Origin of the sequence: Desulfobacula phenolica, from assembly GCF_900105645.1 — a bacterium.
GTDB lineage: Bacteria > Desulfobacterota > Desulfobacteria > Desulfobacterales > Desulfobacteraceae > Desulfobacula > Desulfobacula toluolica.
Window position 1 is genome coordinate 1 of sequence record NZ_FNLL01000006.1, and the last position, 20,597, is coordinate 20,597.

Consider the following 20,597-nt stretch of genomic DNA (forward strand, 5'->3'; position numbering starts at 1 on the left):
GCTTTCAAGAAGAGGCAATCTTTCATTAATTCACTTGTGTGAACCAACTTCATCCGGTATTAGCTGTCCTTTCGGGCAGTTATCCCGGGCTTGAAGGTAGATTATCTACGTGTTACTCACCCGTGCGCCACTCTACTCAGGATTGCAAGCAACCCCTTTCTCGTTCGACTTGCATGTGTTAAGCACGCCGCCAGCGTTCATTCTGAGCCAGGATCAAACTCTCCAGTTATAATCCTTGATACTTCTAAACTCTTTAAGGTCTTGTTTTAAGACCCGCTTTAAAATTTCTCACTGACCAATTTTCAAAGATCAAAACAACTTCCCTCACAAACAACTAAAGCAGACTACATGATTCTTTGGTTGGTGTCAACCATTTTTTTTAAAAAAGCATCTTCTTTTTAGAGAATCATTTAACATTTACAAACTGTTCTTTTAAAAATACCAAAATCTGTTTGAGATGAGATTATGGGTCGTAACTATGACTATAAATAATTTGTGTAAAAAATTACAACAGACTGTTTATTTTTAATGGTTTCACATAGGCTGCCAACAAGCTCTACAGGCAGTTTGTTGTTAATCAAGACCACTTAATGACAACATGCGCATCTATTATATATAAGCACGTTGCCAAGTCATATGCGTATACGGCAAAAAATAGCCGCGCCTTTCATGGAGCGAAAGCATCCTGATATCATTTTCACCCTGGTTATTGCTGAATGGGACTTTTCATCAACCATTCAAGAAGATTTCTTGACTTGGAGCGTTTTAGCCTGCTCCGTTTTCCTTTTCGTTGACTTTCATCCGGAGGCGGACACTCTTCTTGGGCCTTTTCCAGCAGATCCCTATATTGTTGTATGTATTTCATGGAATCTGCTTCAGAAAGCCGGCCTCCTGAATCATCCACGGTTTTATTGACTTGTGACAATAGATCCCTGATATCCCTGGCCCACTCTTGTTTGTCCTGTTCATTTGCTGAATAATTACGTGGAACATAGACAAAACAGATGCTCGCAGGCGATTTGGAATGCTTGAATATCCAGGAAAGTGAATTCTTTTTATACTGCCCCGCACTGATACGGGAAAAGCTTTCCAGTTGATGCGGTTGCTTAAAATTATTCCGGTAATGCAGTAACCTTTGTACATAGCTTTTTTCCTTTTTTTAAAAATCTTCAAAAATCCAAACAGAGACTTTTGTATTTTGTTATGGGCAAACAAGGATAAAAGACCAGGTCTGCCCGTGGTAGCTATTTGGAATTCAGGGGTCAAATTGTTACTCAAGATTTAGTTGGAAAATTTAGTATTCAGGTGATTCATACTCACAGCAATAAGGCAGGGACTTTTGAATATTTACATGCGCGATCCATCTGGAATAAAGCTTTAGGGCTTGACAAAAACAATATGAATCAATACTTAATTTTATTGCAATATGCATTGCAATTATTTTATACGCACTTGGAGGAACATTAGATGCGGGAATTGGAAGGGATCTTAGAACTAAACAAATCTCAAGGTTTTTATATTGGTATCGGCACGGAAATTTACCTTGAAATAGAAGGTGTTACTTTTTCTGTCACAAGCATCTTTATTGGTATGCTTAAAGATGAATTCATGATCGTTACCCTTCCTAAAAGATATAAAAGTGTTAAAAACAAATTATTTCCTACTAATAAAATGGTTGTTAAATATCTATATGAAGGGTCAGTATATGCATTTCAAACCAGCGTAATAGAGGTGGTCACCAACCCCATAAGAATGTTGGCCATTGAATACCCCAAAGTGGTTCAACAAAGAGAACTAAGGCTTGTTAAACGAAATAAAGTTGTAATTCCAGGCAGAATTGAAGCAAAAAAAGCTGAATTTTCCATGGTTGTGTATGATATTACCAAAAAAGGATGCAGTTTTAAATACCTTGACCAAAAAAGCCATATTAATTCATTAAGAGAGGGTGATCTTTTAAGAATTTACTGTCAATTTCCAGGAGTTGCCAAAGAAGTAGGTGTCATGGCAAGTGTTAGAAATGTTAGAAGGGATAAGGATATGCTTTCCGTAGGAGTCGAGTTTCAGAATATTACTAAAACATTTTTAACGTCCTTAAGACACCTTTTATATTCCATTGAAGACTTTTCTTGAATTTGTGTAAACTCTATGAAAGTATTTTGGAATATGGGTAATAATTCCAGCATATTTTAAAGTTTTTTTCTAAAAAATTTGCCAAAATTGAAATAAATTATAGTTATCGTGAATTGAGATAAACAACATAACGATAGCTTACTCTATGTGTCAGGCATGTCACAAAAGAGCAGCGCCCCAATAAAATTGTTTGTTTTTTTTTGCAAAACTAGGGGTTTTCCCCAATTGATTCTTTGCCTTTGATTTAATATAGTTCTGTCCATTGTATGGAATGTGCAATTTCCACTCATGTAGATAGATATTTGATCATTGTATTTTTTCCAAAATTTTATGGCGCAACAAGATTTTTATTGGAATCAGGGGATCCGTTTTTTAAAAAAAACATTTAAACGAGGATGTCAAAAATGAAAAAAACTTCCATTATACTATTGATAAGTCTATTGTTTATCAGTTTCTGTCAACCTGTTTTTGCCGCTTCTGAAAAGATAAATATCAATGAAGCAACCAAAAGTGAGCTTGTCGTACTCAAATATGTTGGTGATAAAATTGCAGATAGAATTATTGACTATCGCAAAGCACACCCATTTGAAAAGTCTGAGGATATTATGAAGGTAAAAGGGATAGGCCTAAAAATTTTTGATGCCAATAAGGATCTGATCGTAGTAAAAGATTAATATGGATAAAAATTTAATACGGTTTTAAGGACTTAATACGGTTCCCCTGATCTTTAATCTTTCAAAACCCCAATCCACCATCAAAAAAAAACAAAACCTCTTTTCGCCTGATAAATCAAGCAGATAGAGTATTTTGTACAAAAGAAAACCATCATATACGAAGTCAAAATATACTATGGCACAAGGCCCAATGCCTTTCAAGTCTGAAGAAAAAAAACACCAGCGAAATGACAGTTAGAAGGTTTTCTGAGCTCCTTCAGAATAAATTCATGCTCAAGATATCCACCCCAAATTTATGTAGATATCAAACACCACAGAATAGTTGCGCCCCCAAAATGGCACTCCTTGAGTGTTTGAGACAAGGAAAAACAAATTCTATTGAAACAGTTGCCTAACTTAAAAAAAAATCCCCAATTTGCTCTGGACAGGTCTATTAAAAGATAGACAGTGAATTCGGGAAAAAGCATTTGCTTGATATAGTCTATTTTTGTGTTATTATCTGAATCATCTTGTAGAGTACAGAGTGTTTTTTTTGTATTAATGGATTTTTTGGAAGGGAGACCTTGGATTTGGAAGTTTCTAAAGTATATTCAAAAAGATTATTTGGTGTTATTACCCTGTTGGCTTTATTGATCAGTGCAGGCATAAATATCGGATTATATTTCGGCATGAGATGGCTGACCCTTAAATTTTCTCAAAATACAGAAAATGAAATTATTACCAAGACTATATCCGAGATTGTTAATAATGTAGAATTTATATTCCATAATTTTTATTTGTGGGTAATACCGACCGTAATAGGTTTTTTTTTGCTGCTGGGTTGTGTGCTATGGCTCATTTTAAGAAATTCAGTGTCAAAGGCGTTTAATGGATTTTATATTACAAAGGATGAAATACCCTCTAAAGGAAAATCCAAAAAAGATTTTGTTGATCAGAAGACAGCTGTGGAGAGGAAGCAGCGTCTGTTTTTACACAGCCTGTCTGTTCTTCAAAAAGATGGGCGACTTTTGGATTTTTTTGACGAAGATTTAAGCTTATATGATGATGAACAAATTGGTGCAGCGGTAAGAAGTATTCAGGAGGACTGTAAAAAGACAATCAAAAAATATATTGATCCAAAGCCGGTAATAGACAATGAAGAAGGTAGTAAGGTATCTATTGAACCTGGATTTGATATTGATTCAATTAAGTTAGTTGGGAATGTGGCAGGCGACCCTCCCTTTGAAGGGGTGTTAAAACATCGTGGATGGAAAGCTGGGAAAAAAGAGATCCCCAAACTTTCAGATATTCAGGATTCAACCATTATTATTCCCGCTGAAGTTGAAATAAAATAAACTTATTTCATTGTACAGACCGCATCAAAATCAAGCCTTTTAAGCATAACTTTTTTGACAGTTTTTAAATTGATGATGGATCGGATCAACTTCAATTTGCAATATTTTTCCTAATCCATTAGTAACAGCGTCTCAAAAGGAATGTTTGGTTTTTCAACGGTGATCAAAAGATGGCTGGAAGAATCCAAAGAAAAAACATGCTGAAACCAGGACTTGATTTGAATGAAACAGCACAATTTATTGTTTTGACAATTAGCGGTTGCTCAGCTTTATATGCTTCAACCCATGATCCAAGAATCTGGAACTTGATATTAGCACAACTTAATTGGTTTATTAATGGACTAAAAAAAACAAGAAAAGATTAAAGCCATGAAAACAAACCCGGATTTCATTTCGCCTTGTGGTCTTTATTAATGCGATGAATTTCCCTGCCAATATATTGATAATTTTTCAATGGCTGTTGGAAAAAAAGTAATTTTACGATCTGTCCCTTATAGACGAAAATTCGGCACTAAAAAATGGGTTCACGATGAAGAGGCCCGCTATTTTTGTACTGATTGCGGCAACAAAGTTTTCCGGGGAGTTGTAAAATGCAATCAATGCAAATCTAAACTGGATCTGGATTAATACTTTGCATATTGATGTTATTTGACAAGAATGGATGATATGACTTCAAAGGGAGCGGTCTGATTTTGAGGATAAGGCATCCCCATTGTTGAGTTGCAAATGCCTGTTTCGGATTGTTTTGCCTCTTTTTTCAAACGGGCAATCATATTACCGGCCGCTTCAATTGAACAGGTTCTATCTACTCCTCCCGGAAGTTCAAGCACGGCAATACTAACTGTCATCAATGGTATCTGTCTTATTTTATCTTCCCTGTCCCTGGCAACCATGAATCCTTGTTCAACAGTTTCACGATCATAAAAACTTTCTGCATTTTTCTTAAACTGGCGGGCCAGCTTCTCCATTTCAAGCAATATATCCTTATTTTCAGAATGTTTTACCCCAAGAAAAAAATCATCGCCACCCACATGACCGACAAAGCGATTTTCAGAAAATCCTGTTTTTTTTAACATATCCGCGAACATTAAAATCATGCGATCCCCATTTCTAAATCCATACCTGTCATTAAATGGCTTGAAATTATCAAAATCAAAATAAATCAAATGATAGGTAGCTGAAAAATCGGCCAGGGTTTTACTGAAATATTCATGAATCATGGTGTTACCCGGCAATTTAGTCAAAGGATTCTGGTTTCTTGCCAGGGTAAGATTTTTTTCATTGATAATCTTTAACAATGAATTTGTACTCAAAATTCCAATATATTTCATATTTTCAACCATAATCAAACCTTCATTATTATTGAAGTGCGAATAGGTTTCAATAAGATTTTCAACAGATGAGTGAACGTCTGAAATGGGAATTTTTTTAACAAACCTTGAGATATCTTTTCCAAAAGATGGATTTTCCAGAAGCTGCCGTCCGAATTTTGAAAAAATATACTCTTTAAAAGCAGTCTCCCTTATAATGCCCACAGGCTCATCATGCTGATTTATAACGGGAAAAAAACTGATTTTATCTTCATTCCTGAACTTTTCAAAGATACTGATGATACTGCAATCCGAATATACCGGTGTTGCATGGGTGATCTGATTTGAAATAAGAGACTGATCCTTAACCACGCCATTTCGCCGCTCATTTTGGGTTATGTGCCCTATTTTCATATACCTTTTTTTTAGTTGATTCAGATCCAGCTGAGGTTTCTGGACAAAATACCCCTGCACCATATCACATCCTATTTCCTTGCACAAAAGGTACTCATCAAGAGTTTCAACACCCTCTGCGAGAACAAGGCTGCCCATAAAATGGGCCAGATTTACTATGGTGGACACAACCAGTCTTTTTTTGGGATCATTTTCCAGATTCTGAATAAAAAACCGGTCGATTTTGATATAATCCGGCTCTGTATAATAAAGAAGCTGCATCCCTGAAAATCCAGTACCACAGTCATCCACGGCGATTTTATACCCCTGGGAACGATATACATCCAAGATCTTTGAAACATGCTTATTACAGGCAAGCTGATGTTTTTCCGATATTTCAAAGCATATATCATCCAGTGAATAACCATACTCTCCAAGCATTTGAGCTGTATTACCCGGGGAATAATCATTTGTGTCAAACAGACGATTGTCAAGATTATAAAACAGTTTGATATGACTTTGCCCTTTAAACTTTGCAAATTTGGCAAAGGCCTTTTCACGCAAAAAAAGATCAACCGGGTGAAGCATTTCATGTGTGTAGGCCTGGTCAAAAACATCATCGATGGATGAGAAACCAGCTTCTTTATGAAACCTTAATAATGCTTCAAATCCAAAGGCATTGCCAGTATGGATATTTACAATAGGCTGATAAGCAAAATCTATTTTTGATAATCTTTCAATCCATTTTTCATGCTTTAATGTTCTCATATCGTTACCATATTTTTTTTACATGAAAGAACTTTTAACATGCTGAAATTAAAGTCTTTCATTATTTGTTGTGGACAAACCAAGATAAAAGACCAAGTTTGTCCGTGGCAGTTATTATCGATTAATCTCAACACAGTTCCTGCCTTCCATTAAAAGTGTTTAACCCTAAACCAGAATTGTAAGAAAAGAATTAGCGGCAAATTAAACTAAGATGAATATTTTTATATTTTAACAATAAATTAATAGATTTTTAATCATCTACTTATTGAATAAAGGTTAAATGATGACATCAGAATAAACATAAAAGATTGGAAATTAATGGAAATCAAAAAAACAACTCGAAAAAAATGGATGGAACTTTTGGCAACCGCTTCTTTGAAGGATTTAAAAACTGCACAAAAAAATTTAAACGCTGAAATAGACTACGAATATATTGTAAAACCTGAAACAGGCATGCTCATGGTACAGGCCAGGGCAGACGGATCACACTCCAGGTTCCATTTAGGCGAAATGAGCGTTTCAAAATGTGTTCTTAAAGTACAAGAACAATATATCGGATATGCCATGACCGCAGGATCAGATCCGGCACATTCAGAACTGGCAGCACTATTTGATGGTCTGCTGCAGATCCCTGAGTATCATGATGTCATAAAAACAAACTTAATCAACAAGCTGGCTGAAAAACAGATCAAAAAGGATACAAAACTTGAACAAGAAGTGGCAGAAACACGGGTTGAATTTTTCACATTAAAAAGAGGGGAATAGGTTACAAGTATTATGCTAAAAGGTTTTCAATCAGAAACGTATGACACTCAATATGTTTTTCGAGAATTGCTTTCTGCTATGGCAAAGCCAGGAATTATCAAAGATATGGAACTTGATATGGCCTGCCCGGGCAATCTTCATATGGCATCCGGAGCAATTTTGCTTGCATTACTGGATTTTGAAACCCCATTATGCTCGGATCTTAAAAATACAGATCAAGCAATTCAGTGGATCCGCTTTCACACTGGTGCGCCCATTATCCGCATGCCAAACCGATCTTTATTTGCACTTTACACAAACCTGGAACAACTCAAAGACCCTGCTGAGTTTAACCAGGGGACCATTGAGTCTCCTGATCAATCCACAACCCTTTTGATTCAAACAAGCGGGCTGGAAAATAATGGCAGGATAAAGCTTACGGGACCGGGCATTCAATGCAAAACCTATCTTAACCTCAAAGGGGTAAAAGACATTTTCCTGCATAAGCGTGCAGATATGATTAATAACTATCCACTGGGAATTGATATGATTTTTATTTACAACAACCGTTTTGTTGCTATTCCGCGCACAACAAAACTGGAGATCTTCTGATGTATGTTGCAGTAAAGGGAGGCGAAAAAGCTGTCAAACAATCCAGAAAGATGATTGCAAAAAAACGGCGGGGACCGGACAGCATTCCACAAATCACCACAGACCAGATAGAAAACCAGATGGGACTTGCTGTTGACAGAGTGATGGCAGAAGGCTCTTTATATGATAAAAAAGCTGCGGCTACAGCTCTAAGACAGGCCCAGGGAGACACTGTGGAGGCCATCTTTCTGGTCCGGTCATTTCGATCTACTCTTAAACGATTTGGCACATCAAAACCCATTGACACGGAAAATATGCAAATTCTTCGCCGCATATCAGGTGTGTTCAAAGATATTCCCGGCGGACAGATTTTAGGTCCCACCTATGATTACACCCATAGGCTCATTGATTTTAAAACTGATGACAAAAAAGAACAAGAAACCAGGCCGCTGATAAAGGAAACGGCTTCAGATCAGAATAATTATTCCAAACCGCAACATTATTCCAAACCATCAAAGCCTTCCGACCCACCACAAAAATTTGCTCGCGTTGTTGATCTGTTAAAGAAACAAGAACTCATGGAAGAAGAGCCTGAAGAACTAATCGGTGACAAGGTAGAAGACCTTACACGAGAACCACTTAAATTACCTGCTTCCAGAAGTATTCGACTTCAAAACCTTGCCCGGGGAGATGAAGGCTTCCTGCTGGGATCGGCATACTCGCTGCAAAGAGGATTTGGTCTTGATCGACATCCTTTTTTAGGTGAACTTCGTGTCGGGTATGTAAGTGTAAAATACACACCGCCTGAATTGGGATTTGAAATAAATATCGGCAGGATCAAGATTACAGAATGTTTTATGCTGAACCGGTTTGACGGTTCAGAAAATCAATCGCCCGGATTTAAAAATGGCTACGGGCTTGTTTTTGGCCAGAATGAAAGAAAAGCCATGTCAATGTCTTTACTGGACAGGTCTTTACAATCAAATGAAATAGACAAAAACGTCACATATCCCGGGCAAGATCAGGAATTTATTTTGTCCCACAGCGATAATGTTGAGTCATCCGGATTTGTGCAGCATCTAAAGCTGCCCCATTATGTTGATTTCCAATCAGAACTGATCCTGATCCGAAACCTTAAAACAACAATATCCAAAAAGGAGTCCAATCGTTGAGTCATCAATATAATTTTGCTTATCTGGATGAACAATCAAAAAAAATGATCCGGCGTATAATGTTAAAAGCCGTTGCCATACCAGGGTTTCAAGTGCCTTTCGGTGGAAGGGAAATGCCGCTGCCCTATGGATGGGGAACAGGAGGAATCCAGCTGACCGCCTCACTTTTGGGAAAAAATGACACCCTCAAAGTCATTGATCAGGGATCAGATGATACTGTGAATGCCATCAGCATTAAAGATTTTTTTAAAACCACCGCCAACATAACCATTACGGAAAAAACCGAAGAAGCAACACTTATTCAAACCCGGCACAGAATCCCGGAAACACCACTAAAGGAAGGTCAAATAATGATTTTCCAGGTGCCGATTCCGGAACCGCTGCAATTTATCGAACCCAAACACACACAAACAGTAAAAATGCATGCGTATCAAGAATACGGCACCATGTATGTTAAATTATACGAAGATATAGCAAAATATAATAAAATTGCCACGGCTTTTGATTATCCTGTACAGGTAAATCACCGGTATATAATGAGTCCGTCCCCCATTCCAAAATATGACACTCCAAAACTGCATCAATCTCCGGCCATGCATTTTTTTGGTGCGGGCAGGGAAAAACGCATTTATGCCGTACCGCCTTATACAGATGTAAAAACCCTTGATTTTGAAGATTATCCCTTTGAGTTGGAAACATGGCAGGAACCATGTGCCATTTGTGGTTCAAAAAATAGTTTTTTAGATGAAATAATCATGGATGACAACGGCAAAAAACTTTTTATATGCTCGGATACCGAATACTGCCAAAGAGTATCAAAAGGAAAGGAATCATGACAACCATGCCTTCAAAAAATATTTTACCATTACTGAAAGTGAAAAATCTTTCTAAATTTTTCGGCAAACGTGTTGGATGTTATGACATCAATTTTGAACTCTCAAAAGGTGAAGTCATAGGTATTGTAGGAGAATCAGGATCAGGCAAATCAACTTTGCTCAACTGTATTGCAGGCAAGATGCCTCCGACAAATGGAGCTGTATTTTTCAATTCTTCTCATGGAATTATTGACCTTTGCCAGTCTGATGAAGCCTTGTTAAGAAAAATTTCAAGAACCCAGACAGGCTTTGTTACACAAAATTCCAGGGACGGTCTTCGAATGGGCATCAGTGCAGGGGGAAACATAGGTGAACGACTCATGGCAAACGGTATGAGAAATTATAAACAGATCAGAAATATTGCCCTTGAATGGCTTAAAAAAGTTGAAATCGACCCTGAAAGGATTGATGACACACCTGAAACATTTTCCGGCGGCATGAGGCAACGTTTGCAGATCGCTGCAAATCTTGTCACGGAACCCAAAATAATGCTCATGGATGAACCCACATCAGGCCTGGATGTCTCTGTACAGGCAAGACTTATAGATGTGTTGCGCAAACTTGTTACCCGGCTTAACCTGTCCATGGTTCTGGTCACACATGATCTGGCAGTGGCAAGATTGATGTGCCACAGGCTGTTTGTCATGAAAAACGGAAAAATTATTGAATCAGGTTTAAGTGACCAGATTCTCGATGATCCGAGAAAGCCCTACACCCAACTGCTGGTCTCATCTGTATTAACCCCCTGAAAATCATCAGGCTTGATTAAAAGAACTGCTGCGGACAGATCTGCTCTTCTTTCAACTTGGTTTGCCCCACAACTGATCATGAAAACCGCAATTTTATTTGCAAAGAGTTGAACAAAAAACACTGATTTAAACAAACAAATGAAAAGGACACTATTATTGGAATGGGTACTTAAATTAATCGATATTGGAAAAGATTTTGTTTTTCACCATCAGCATGGAACAAGACTGGTTGTGCTGGACAACTTTTCCATGGACTTTTTCCCGGGGGAAACTGCAATTCTTTCAGGCCCGTCAGGGTCAGGAAAAAGCACTCTTCTTAGAATGATTTATGCCGGTTACAAAACAGGCAAAGGCAAAATTTTAATAAAGCATAATAATCAACAGGTGGATATTGCAGCTGCTTCTCCATCCATTATTTACAGCATACGGCAAAACACCATAGGATATGTAAGCCAGTTTTTAAGAATAGTCCCAAGGGTATCTGCCTTAGATACCGTCATAGAACCCCTCATTGCCAGAAATATCAGTGAATCCATTGCCCGAAAAACAGGAAAGCAGATGCTGGACAGGCTAAATATTCCACAAAGTCTCTGGCACCTTTCCGCCGCTACTTTTTCAGGTGGAGAACAGCAGCGAATCAATATTGCCAGAGGTTTTATTGCACCCTACCCCATCTTGCTACTGGATGAGCCAACTGCATCTTTAGATGCAAGAAACCGTCAAGTGGTAATTGAATTGATTCAAGAAGCCATTGGCAACAGCACTTGTGTTCTTGCCATTTTTCACGACAAGTCTGATCAAAAAACCATTGCAGACCGGATTATTGATATGTCTGCAAAGTCTTTTCAGGAGATTTAAAAGAAATGAACAATAAACGACTTATTACCAATGGTCCTTTATTTGACGGATTTAATTTGTATGACCAGGGATCAGTTTTAATTGAAGGCCAGAAGATAGCAGGAGTTTTTAACGGAGCTGTCTGTATTGACGATGCAACCGATATTGATGCCCAAGGAGACCTGATCATGCCGGGACTCGTGGATCTGCATTCAGACAGTCTTGAACGAAGCATTGAAAAGCGAAAAGGAGTCTTTTTTGACATTGAATTTGCCCTTTTAAACCTTGACCGACAGCTTGCAGCCTGCGGTATAACAACTTTTTGCCATGCCATAAGCTTTGCCGATGATGAACTGGGGTTAAGATCCCCCAAAGAAGCTCGAAATTGTGTACAAAAAATCAAAAACTTTAATAAATCCGAGCAGTCACTGGTCAAGCACAACACACATATCCGCTATGAAGTTGGATCACAAAAAAGCTTTCACATAATAAAAGAGCTGTTAAACCAAGGCATGATTGATATCATGTCCGTCATGGATCATACACCGGGCCAGGGTCAGTTCAGATCCATGGAATCTTATATCAAATTCCACACCACCGAATATTATCTTTCCCAACATGAAATTCTTGAAAAGGCAGCTGAAAAACAGGCTGAAAATCACAAATCATGGCAAATGGTGACAAAACTTATAAATATGGTCAATGCAGCCGGTATTCCAATCTTAAGCCATGATGATGATACTCGGCAAAAAATTGATCTGATAAAAAAATTAGGTGTCAGTGCAAGTGAATTCCCTGTTACATTGGAGGCTGCAACCCTGGCATACAAATCCGGAATGGACATTTTCATGGGCGCTCCAAACCTGATCCGCAATCAATCCACAAACGGCAACCTGAAAGCCTCGGATGTTCTCAAGCACGGATTTTGCACAGGGCTTGTATCAGACTATTATCCTGAATCCCTTTTTCAGGCCGCATTTATTGCATCAAATTTCACAACCAGCCGGGAGAAAGCTCTTCAAACAGTCACCTCTGGGCCGGGAAGTTTCTTGAAACCCACAAAAAATGTAGGCGTTCTTGAAAAAGGTTCGGATGCAGACATCATTATTGTCAACCAAGATCATTCATGGGCACACATTACCCGGTCGTTTGTCAGAGGAAAAAGCATTTTTCAAATCCAGTGATACTAATTTTTTTAAAGGAATAACAATGGAACAAGAATCCCAGCCTGTTTTACAAGTAAACAATCTTACAAAAATTTATCCCGGCAATATAAAAGCAGTTAACGATGTATCTTTCCAGGTAAAAAAAGGAGAGATGGTGGCTGTTTTAGGCCCTTCCGGTGCAGGCAAATCCACCCTGCTTCGGTGCATGAACCGTTTGATCAATAAAAGTACCGGGCAAGTTCTGGTCAATGGAAAAGATATCACTCAATGCAGAGGCCAGGCATTAAGGCGGCTTAGAAGTGATGTTGGTATGATATTCCAGCAATTCAACCTTATCCCGAGATTAACGGTATTTGAAAATGTTCTGGCCGGACGTCTTAGTCATACAAGCAATCCTTTCTGGTGTACTGCATCAATTTTCCGGTTTTTCAATGAAACAAACAAACAAAAAGCCTTTGATGCATTAAAACGGGTTGGAATTGAACACCTTGCACCCAAAAGGTCGGACAGTCTTTCAGGAGGGCAGCAGCAAAGAGTAGCCATTGCAAGAACACTTGCCCAGGAACCTGAAGTGATTCTTGCGGACGAACCCGTTGCCAGCCTTGACCCGGCCAGTTCGCAAAGGGTTTTAGGCATTTTAAAGCAGATCAGTGAATCCAAAAATATTCCGGTCATTGTCAATCTTCATCAGGTTGACCTTGCCCGGCAATTTGCCACACGGATTATTGGTATTCAGGAAGGAAATCTTATGTTCAATGGACAAGTGGATGATTTCAGCCTGGACATTGCAAGAACCATTTACGGCACCCAGTTTGAATCAGCGGTTTGTACCAATGAACTAAAACAGGTTGCAGCAGCTTAGTAATTTATCAATTATTTTAAGGAGAAAAACCATGAAAAGCATTTTAAAAATTATTATTACCGTATTTTTTTTTACTCTGATTGCAGGCGGAAACGGACTTGCCAGCCAAAACTGGCCTGATAAAATCAAGCTTGGGTTAATACCAACTGAAGGAGGTGCGGACATAAAAACGCGTTTCAAGCCACTGATTGATCATCTTGAAAACTGCCTGGGCCTGAAAGTAGAACCATTTTCAGCGTCCGATTATGCCGGCATCATAACTGCCATGGCCCATAAGCACATTGATTTTGCATACTTTGGACCTAAAAGCTATGTTGAAGCATCAGCACGCGCCAATGCCCAGGCCCTTGCATTAGAGCTGAATAAAAATGGGGCCAAAGGCTACTATGGTGTGATCATAACAAATAAAAAATCAAATATCACAACCATGGACCAGGCCACAGACAAAACCAAAACCTTTGCGTTTACAGACCCCAACTCAACCTCCGGCTGCCTTGTTCCAAGCGTTCTTTTCTATAGAGACCTTGAAACACCGCCTGAAAAACTTTTCAGGGAAGTCTCCTTTTCAGGTTCTCATGGTGCCAGTATTCTGGCTGTTAAAAACAATAAAATTCAGGTTGCAGCCACCAACAACATTGATCTGGACCGAATGACGGAAAAAGGGGCGGTTTCCCAAGATGATTTTAATATTATCTGGAAGTCCGAACTGATCCCAGGTTCCCCCATGTGCGGAAGAAAAGATCTGCCGGAAAGCTTGAAAGCCGCATTTACAGGTGCTTTAATGTCATTTAATTTTAATAAAAGCGGGCTTGACAAACTCCAGACAGGCGGCTATGCCCCTGTGGATGATACAACCTATGATGTTGTCCGCTATATGAAACGTCTGAAAGCCAAACTTCAGGAAAAGAAAGGCAATTAACATGACAAAAGGATACAGAATATGGGTTGCCATTGCTGGATCAATGCTTGTGGCAGGTTTTTTTCTGCCCTGGCTGGTTAAGACACCTTTTTTTTTCTCAGGTCTTTTTTTTGCCACGCTCGGACATGCCTTTTTATTTATTCTCCCCATATCAGGAATTGCAGCCGTTGTGCCGGTTCTGATAAACAAAAGACCAAGGCCGTATCAAATTCTTTATCCTGGTATGGCAGGAATCCTGATTTTGGAGATATTGATATCCGTCTTGATATTCAAGGATTCAGGGGTACTAATGATAAGCTTATCATCTCCGGCCATGGAGATCATAAAACTGAACATGGATACGAGCATGATTTTTTTCCATCCGCTCAAAGACCTGGGGCCGGGATTGATTCTAAATTTTGCCGGTATCTGTATCCTTTGCCTGCTACCTTTTTTTTATAAAAACCAATACCAGACAATTGAAAAAAATCAGAATTTTTACAGACACATTATTCAGGAACCTGCTGTCAGCATTGAATATAAACGTTTTGGCATGATACTGTCTTTGTTTACCGTTCTTATCATCACCTATGCATGGTGCGATGTCAGTCCGACAAAACTCTGGGAAAACAGGGGCAATGCCAAAGAGTATCTGTTTGGCAGGCAATTATCCCAAAGTGATATGGAATACATAAACAACCAGGAAAAACGTGCCCTGGAAATTGAGGCTGCAGGCCTGGCAAGAGAATTCATGTCCAATAAATACCGGGATGTTGTATTTTCACAACAGCCGAATGCTGAACAAAAAGCAAAAGAAAGAGATGCTGTTAAACAAAAACTGCTTGCACAAATGGAGGAACAAGAAAAACAACTCATTAAAAACGAGGCCAGAAAAAACGCATTAATTGACAAGCGTGGGGGATATTTTCCGCCTGAAACATCTTTGCCCAAAATAAGGGGTTATATCATTGCTTTGATTGAAACAGTTGCCATTGCAATATGGGGAACATTGCTGGCAGTTATCTGTGCCATTCCGATCTCTTTTTTTGCAGCCAAAAACACACTGAAATTAATCATTTCATCAGAAGATCTCAAATCCAGATCAATACGCAGCAGCATCACCTTTTTTGTCCGGCGTTTTCTGGATTCATGCCGGGGATTCAACGAATTTGTCATGGCCCTTATTTTTGTCGCCGTTATAGGACTTGGGCCCTATGCCGGTATTCTGGCACTATGGATTCATACATTTGGAATTTTAGGAAAAGTCTTTTCCGAACAGATTGAAGCAATTGAATCCGGTCAGGTGGAAGCCCTCACATCTACGGGAGCCGGTGCTTTCCAGATCATTGCCTTTTCCGTTATGCCACAGATCATGCCGGTTTTAGTCTCTTATACCCTGCTAAGATTTGAATCCAATGTTCGAAGTGCTGCTATTCTGGGATTTGTCGGTGCAGGAGGCATTGGATTTTTGATTTTTGATAAGCTGAACGGTTATTTATTCAGAGAAGTTTGCACCATGATGATCATCATTATTATGACGGTTGGGATTATTGACCATTTTTGCGGAAAAATCAGAATGAAATTCATATAACTGCACTGCCACGGGCAGACCTGGTCTTTCGCTCAGATTTGCCCACAAAAAAACATGAAAGTCACTATTTGGATTTATGAAGACTTTCATATAAAAAAAAAGGAACCTTTTTATGAACCGGATCGGCTCAAAAATTGATGAAGTGAGAATTGACGGCTGTATGGATAAATTTCAAACAGACCTTGAAGAGATAAAAAAAATGGGGATTCATGCGATAGAACTGCCTGTTCACGGGCTTGATGCCATCATAAACGGAAAGCTTCACCAAAGGCGGGTACAAGAGATATTGGGAATTTTAAAAGAGTTTGACTTTCAATATTCTGTTCACGCCCCCAATCCATTGAACCTTATGGACAAAGAAAATCCTGATCTCCATTCAGATGTTCTGCTGGCATCTCTTGAATTTGCACAACAAGCTGGTGCTACCGTTGTTGTTGTTCATCCGGGTCGATTCATACCCGAAGAATGGTTTGGCCTTTCTTCTGTACCAAGCATTTCGCAAAAACAAAAAAATGATCTTCTTGAGCAAGAAGCTTTGCTGCTGCAGACCATTGCAGATCAATACCCTGATATCATCATTGCCATGGAAAATGCACGGCCCTATCTGAATCAAAGCCCTTATACTTATGCTGAATTTATCCCGGATTTAAAACATCAAGTTCTGTGCATCAACAAAGAAAATGTAAAAATCAATCTTGATTTGGGGCATCTTTACATGACCTCCACATTCTACAACTATGACCCTGTAAAAGCCGTCTCAAACATCAAGGATTTAATCGCACATACCCATATCCATGATAACTTTGGCGGTGTGGTAAACCATTATGAAAAACAGCAGACCCATCAGCTTCCTTTTGGCAAAGGAGACTCCCACATGCCGGTTGGTTGGGGAAAAATTCCCATTGCACGTATTATGGAAATAATTTTACCGGTATACAAGGGCTTATTGATGATGGAGCTGCGCAGCCGATATTTTAACCATATAAAAGAATCAGCAGAAAATCTATCTGCAATGCTTGAACACATCTGAAATATTTTTCACAGTGTGTTCAAGCTTAATTAGGCAGACGTTTTTTTGTATCAAAAACTATGATTGAGTTATCATATTGTTGAAACCAAGGGAACAATCTTTAAACTCGTCCTTTGCATCAAAGGTTATAACCTGATCGGCACTTACTTCATTTTGCCGGTTTACAAGCGCCTTTTTTTGTTCTAATGATGATTTTATGTGTTTTTGAGAGTTTGCCGCCGTCGCCTTATCCTGCCCCGGCATATTTTTTCCCGAAATCAGCAGAGCAAGATCGTTCATATATTCTCTCAAATGTTCAGCCTGGGCATTCATTTGTTCGGCTGCAAAAGCAGATTCATCAGCATCAGTGGCAGCCTGCTGAACCACCTTGTCTATATCAAAAATTGCCGCGGTTACCTGTTCAATACCATGGGATTGCTCATGGGAGGCTTCTGAAATCTCAACAACCAATTGCCCAACCTTGTCTGTACTTTTAGCAACGTCATTAAAAGAATCACAGGTTTTTAAAACAAGGGCTGAGCCGGCATCAACCTTTTTTATTGTATCCTCGATCAAATCTGCCGTATCTTTTGCAGCACCGGCAGCTCTCATGGCAAGATTCCTGACCTCATCTGCAACAACTGCAAAACCGACTCCGGCCTCTCCTGCCCGGGCAGCTTCAACCGCAGCATTCAGGGCAAGAAGATTTGTCTGGAAAGCAATTTCATCAATAGTTTTAATGATTTTAGAAGTTTTGTTACTGGACTTTGAAATATCATCCATGGAATGGGTAAGCTGATCCATAGAGTAATTTGCCGCTGCAACCACTTTATTGGCCTCTTTCATCAAGTGATCGGCATGGCTTGAATTTTCAGCAGTCTTTTTTGTCATAGAAGACATCTCTTCAATTGACGAAGAAGTTTCTTCTATGGAGGCCGCCTGTTGTGATGCCCCCAAAGCAAGGGACCGGCTGGTGGAAGACACCTGGCTCGAAGCAGACGCCACCTGCCTTGCCCCTTCTCCCATTCCCTTGATGATTCTATTAATCGGATTGACAACTGACCTTGTAATCAAAAACATTATGCCGCCAATAATGATCACACAGGCAATTCCCATAATGATATTCATATTGCGAATCTGTGTGACGGGAGCAAAGACTTCAGACTTGTTTGCAGTAGACGCCACAATCCAACGCATGGTTGCTTCTTCTGTAAATGCCGCTATTTTATCAATACCGTCATAGGCATAATGTATCAGACCGCTTCTTTTTTCCATCATATGATAGCCAAAATCATATCGGCGAACATTAAATGTTAAAATTTTTGATTTGTCAGGATGGGCTATCACGTTTCCGGCATTGTCAATGATATATGTATATCTGAGGCCCTCAACCTGTTCTGAATCAACAAATGTTTTGATAAAATGGTTCAAATCAACAGCTTCAAACAAAACACCGGCTATTATATTGTTTTGCTTTACAGGAGAAGCAATGCAAAAAATCGGTTTCCCTGATATTTTACTTTTTATGACTCCTGAAACCGATACGTTTCCGGACATGGATTGCTTAAAATAATTTCGATCCGAAACATTCATGGTTCCGATATGGCTGGAATCAGAGGAGGCAATAATTTCGCCTTGGTTATCTGCCAAAGCAATGAGTTCAAAAAATGCATTATTTTCTATGATCTTTTTCAAACGAAGGCTTGCTGTTTTATGCTCCCCCCCATGGCGTAAAGATTCATATGCTGCATTTTGAAATATATCTTCCCTGCTGAAATTAACCGCATCATTTTTCCGCTCCATTATCCAACTGCTCAATTGCTTTGAGATTGAATCAGACACATACCCCAGTTGATCGGATATGGCATTTTCAAGGGCCTTGCTTGATTTCAAGTATGACATAAAAAATATTGCAGCCAAACAAACAATAACTGCCGCCACAGTAGGAACTAAAAATTTATTTTTCAAGCTGAATTTCATTGGTATTTTCCTTATGGTTCCAGGTAAAAATCAAGGCTAAAAAACCTTTTGCGGGATCATTTCAATTTGTTCTAGTGCCTGAACTGAAAGATTTGTAAACGGTAATGCTTCAAGCCGCCTCAAACCGATTTTATCGCCGGTGATCTGGCAATACCCGAAACTGCCGTCTTCAATTCTTCTTAAAGCTGCATCAATTTGTTTGACCAGACTGGTATTGCGTTCCTGAACCCAAAGCTGCTGTTCAATATCAACCAATGAATTACTGCGATCAAGAATGTCAGGGTGGGCAGATCCCGTTGTTTTGATTTGCCTTTTAGTCTGGTGTATTTTTTCAATCAGTTCCATTTTAAGCCAGCTTAACTTGTTTTTAAAATAGACCAACTGGTTTTCATTCATATAAGATTCATTGTTTAAACAATAATGAATATCCATGGTTTTTGTTGTTTCCATGATTTTCTTCTCCTTACATTGTATGATTTAACGTTTTAATTCCAGGTTTTGCTGATCAATTGTTTTGTATCCGACCAATTTCCATTCAATACCCATTGGGAAATCCGACCGGCCACGTTGGGATACTCTCTTTTTATTTTTGAAGATTGGCTCAGCCATAGGTTCAATTTATTTTTGTCCAATGAATTCATAACCATTCCTGAATTTAAGATTTCCAGAGCCATGGCATTGGACACCTGTTCAAACTGACCTTTCAAAGGCTTTACCAATATTTTTTTACCCAGAAAAATAGCTTCGGCAGGCAGTTCAAATCCTGCGTTGCAGATCACACCCGAACATGCCGCAAGATCATCATAAAATGTTGTTTTGGAAAACGGGTGCCAAATGACATTATCCTCTTTAATTTCAGACATTTTTCTGGTCCCGCCATATACGGCAAATGTAAACCTTGAAAACGGCTTTAAAAATGCCCGGACATGATCTTTGTCCTCAAAAGGCAAGTAGACAAGAATAAGCTTTTCATCCGTTACGTTGGACGCTTTAAAACAGGTTGGAATAACAGGAGGGACTATGGGCTGATTAAAATGGTGCCAGTGCATACCAATTGTATAATCAGCCGGTGCAAAATGTTTAATAATCATATGGGCGATAAAATTGGACCGATCCATGGGAACATCATGTAAGAAAGCATATTGATGGGCTATGCCGATACTGGGAATTTTATTTTTTTTGGCAATCATTGACGCGACAGGTTCAAAATCAGTTATGACAAGATCATAGCCAGATGCATCAAATGACAGAACATCTCTTGCAAACTGACCTACAGACAAGTTTTTTGCCGTATGAAAAATCTGGATACCTCCCTTTTTAATGGAAAAGGTAAACCCCTTATAAAATCCCACAGGACTGATAATTGATGGATCATAAAATTTATCTTTGCCACAGCCGCTGAAGATAACATCCACTATGACACTTTTTTTTTGTAATTCATCAATGATCTGAGTTGCCCGGGTCATGTGACCATTGCCCGTACCTTGTATGCCGTATAAGATTCTCATATCAAA

The 20,597-nt window shown here is 39.0% G+C and carries 19 protein-coding genes, 1 rRNA gene and 1 pseudogene; 15 read left to right on the top strand and 6 right to left on the bottom strand.

The features are described from left to right. Positions 1-229 (bottom strand): 16S ribosomal RNA (locus BLT94_RS10865); the annotation flags it as partial. A gap of 409 nt (positions 230-638) precedes the next feature. Further along, a pseudogene (locus BLT94_RS22340) lies at positions 639-967 on the bottom strand (IS66 family transposase); the annotation flags it as partial. Positions 968-1,467: 500 nt separating this feature from the next. Between BLT94_RS22340 and BLT94_RS10880 the strand changes: the two are divergent. The 4 genes from BLT94_RS10880 to BLT94_RS10895 all read left to right on the top strand — a co-directional run bounded on the left by BLT94_RS10880 (position 1,468) and on the right by BLT94_RS10895 (position 4,503). Beyond that, a complete protein-coding gene (locus BLT94_RS10880) occupies positions 1,468-2,130 on the top strand; it encodes a flagellar brake domain-containing protein (RefSeq protein WP_092233888.1) in 663 nt (220 codons plus the stop codon). A 404-nt stretch (positions 2,131-2,534) separates the two neighbouring features. After that, positions 2,535-2,804 (top strand): ComEA family DNA-binding protein, encoded by a 270-nt coding sequence (locus tag BLT94_RS10885; RefSeq protein WP_092233891.1) that lies wholly within the window; start codon positions 2,535-2,537, stop codon positions 2,802-2,804. 569 nt (positions 2,805-3,373) lie between these two features. Continuing rightward, on the top strand, positions 3,374-4,138 hold the full coding sequence (locus BLT94_RS10890) for a DUF2760 domain-containing protein (protein ID WP_014958533.1): 765 nt from the start codon (positions 3,374-3,376) through the stop codon (positions 4,136-4,138). Between the two features lie 170 nt (positions 4,139-4,308). Next, on the top strand, positions 4,309-4,503 hold the full coding sequence (locus BLT94_RS10895) for a hypothetical protein (RefSeq protein ID WP_092233894.1): 195 nt from the start codon (positions 4,309-4,311) through the stop codon (positions 4,501-4,503). Positions 4,504-4,782: 279 nt separating this feature from the next. On the opposite strand, the gene BLT94_RS10905 is transcribed toward BLT94_RS10895, so the two are convergent. Continuing rightward, the gene (locus BLT94_RS10905; RefSeq protein ID WP_092233897.1) at positions 4,783-6,609 is read right to left on the bottom strand and encodes a GGDEF domain-containing protein; all 1,827 of its coding nucleotides are present in this window, start codon (positions 6,607-6,609) and stop codon (positions 4,783-4,785) included. Between the two features lie 318 nt (positions 6,610-6,927). Here BLT94_RS10905 and phnG point away from each other — a divergent pair, with 318 nt between their 5' ends. The 11 genes from phnG to BLT94_RS10960 all read left to right on the top strand — a co-directional run bounded on the left by phnG (position 6,928) and on the right by BLT94_RS10960 (position 17,124). Further along, entirely contained in the window at positions 6,928-7,374 is a 447-nt protein-coding gene (gene phnG, locus BLT94_RS10910) for a phosphonate C-P lyase system protein PhnG (protein WP_092233900.1), read from the top strand. Positions 7,375-7,386: 12 nt separating this feature from the next. Further along, a complete protein-coding gene (gene phnH / locus BLT94_RS10915; protein ID WP_014958537.1) occupies positions 7,387-7,965 on the top strand; it encodes a phosphonate C-P lyase system protein PhnH in 579 nt (192 codons plus the stop codon). Beyond that, a complete protein-coding gene (locus BLT94_RS10920) occupies positions 7,965-9,116 on the top strand; it encodes a carbon-phosphorus lyase complex subunit PhnI (RefSeq protein WP_092233903.1) in 1,152 nt (383 codons plus the stop codon). The genes phnH and BLT94_RS10920 overlap by 1 nt, the downstream gene beginning before the upstream one ends. After that, positions 9,113-9,952 (top strand): alpha-D-ribose 1-methylphosphonate 5-phosphate C-P-lyase PhnJ, encoded by an 840-nt coding sequence (locus BLT94_RS10925; protein ID WP_014958539.1) that lies wholly within the window; start codon positions 9,113-9,115, stop codon positions 9,950-9,952. The genes BLT94_RS10920 and BLT94_RS10925 overlap by 4 nt, the downstream gene beginning before the upstream one ends. Continuing rightward, complete coding sequence (gene phnK, locus BLT94_RS10930) at positions 9,949-10,740, top strand: phosphonate C-P lyase system protein PhnK (protein ID WP_014958540.1); 792 nt, start codon at positions 9,949-9,951, stop codon at positions 10,738-10,740. The genes BLT94_RS10925 and phnK overlap by 4 nt, the downstream gene beginning before the upstream one ends. A gap of 156 nt (positions 10,741-10,896) precedes the next feature. After that, positions 10,897-11,598, top strand: a complete 702-nt coding sequence (gene phnL / locus BLT94_RS10935; RefSeq protein WP_092233906.1) for a phosphonate C-P lyase system protein PhnL — start codon at positions 10,897-10,899, stop codon at positions 11,596-11,598. 5 nt (positions 11,599-11,603) lie between these two features. After that, the gene (locus BLT94_RS10940; protein ID WP_092233909.1) at positions 11,604-12,761 is read left to right on the top strand and encodes an alpha-D-ribose 1-methylphosphonate 5-triphosphate diphosphatase; all 1,158 of its coding nucleotides are present in this window, start codon (positions 11,604-11,606) and stop codon (positions 12,759-12,761) included. 25 nt (positions 12,762-12,786) lie between these two features. Continuing rightward, the gene (phnC, locus tag BLT94_RS10945) at positions 12,787-13,605 is read left to right on the top strand and encodes a phosphonate ABC transporter ATP-binding protein (RefSeq protein WP_092233912.1); all 819 of its coding nucleotides are present in this window, start codon (positions 12,787-12,789) and stop codon (positions 13,603-13,605) included. Between the two features lie 31 nt (positions 13,606-13,636). Continuing rightward, positions 13,637-14,524: a phosphonate ABC transporter substrate-binding protein gene (phnD, locus tag BLT94_RS10950; RefSeq protein WP_014958544.1), complete on the top strand. Its 888-nt coding sequence runs from the start codon at positions 13,637-13,639 to the stop codon at positions 14,522-14,524. A 1-nt stretch (position 14,525) separates the two neighbouring features. Further along, complete coding sequence (gene phnE / locus BLT94_RS10955; RefSeq protein WP_092233915.1) at positions 14,526-16,094, top strand: phosphonate ABC transporter, permease protein PhnE; 1,569 nt, start codon at positions 14,526-14,528, stop codon at positions 16,092-16,094. A gap of 112 nt (positions 16,095-16,206) precedes the next feature. Beyond that, positions 16,207-17,124: a sugar phosphate isomerase/epimerase family protein gene (locus BLT94_RS10960; protein ID WP_092233918.1), complete on the top strand. Its 918-nt coding sequence runs from the start codon at positions 16,207-16,209 to the stop codon at positions 17,122-17,124. 57 nt (positions 17,125-17,181) lie between these two features. On the opposite strand, the gene BLT94_RS10965 is transcribed toward BLT94_RS10960, so the two are convergent. Genes BLT94_RS10965 through BLT94_RS10975 form a run of 3 tightly spaced genes read right to left on the bottom strand, consistent with a single transcriptional unit; the run spans position 17,182 to position 20,591 of the window. Beyond that, entirely contained in the window at positions 17,182-19,083 is a 1,902-nt protein-coding gene (locus BLT94_RS10965) for a methyl-accepting chemotaxis protein (RefSeq protein WP_092233921.1), read from the bottom strand. A gap of 36 nt (positions 19,084-19,119) precedes the next feature. After that, positions 19,120-19,533, bottom strand: a complete 414-nt coding sequence (locus tag BLT94_RS10970) for a TraR/DksA family transcriptional regulator (RefSeq protein WP_092233924.1) — start codon at positions 19,531-19,533, stop codon at positions 19,120-19,122. Positions 19,534-19,568: 35 nt separating this feature from the next. Next, positions 19,569-20,591, bottom strand: a complete 1,023-nt coding sequence (locus BLT94_RS10975; RefSeq protein WP_092233927.1) for an MJ1255/VC2487 family glycosyltransferase — start codon at positions 20,589-20,591, stop codon at positions 19,569-19,571. Positions 20,592-20,597: the final 6 nt, after the last annotated feature.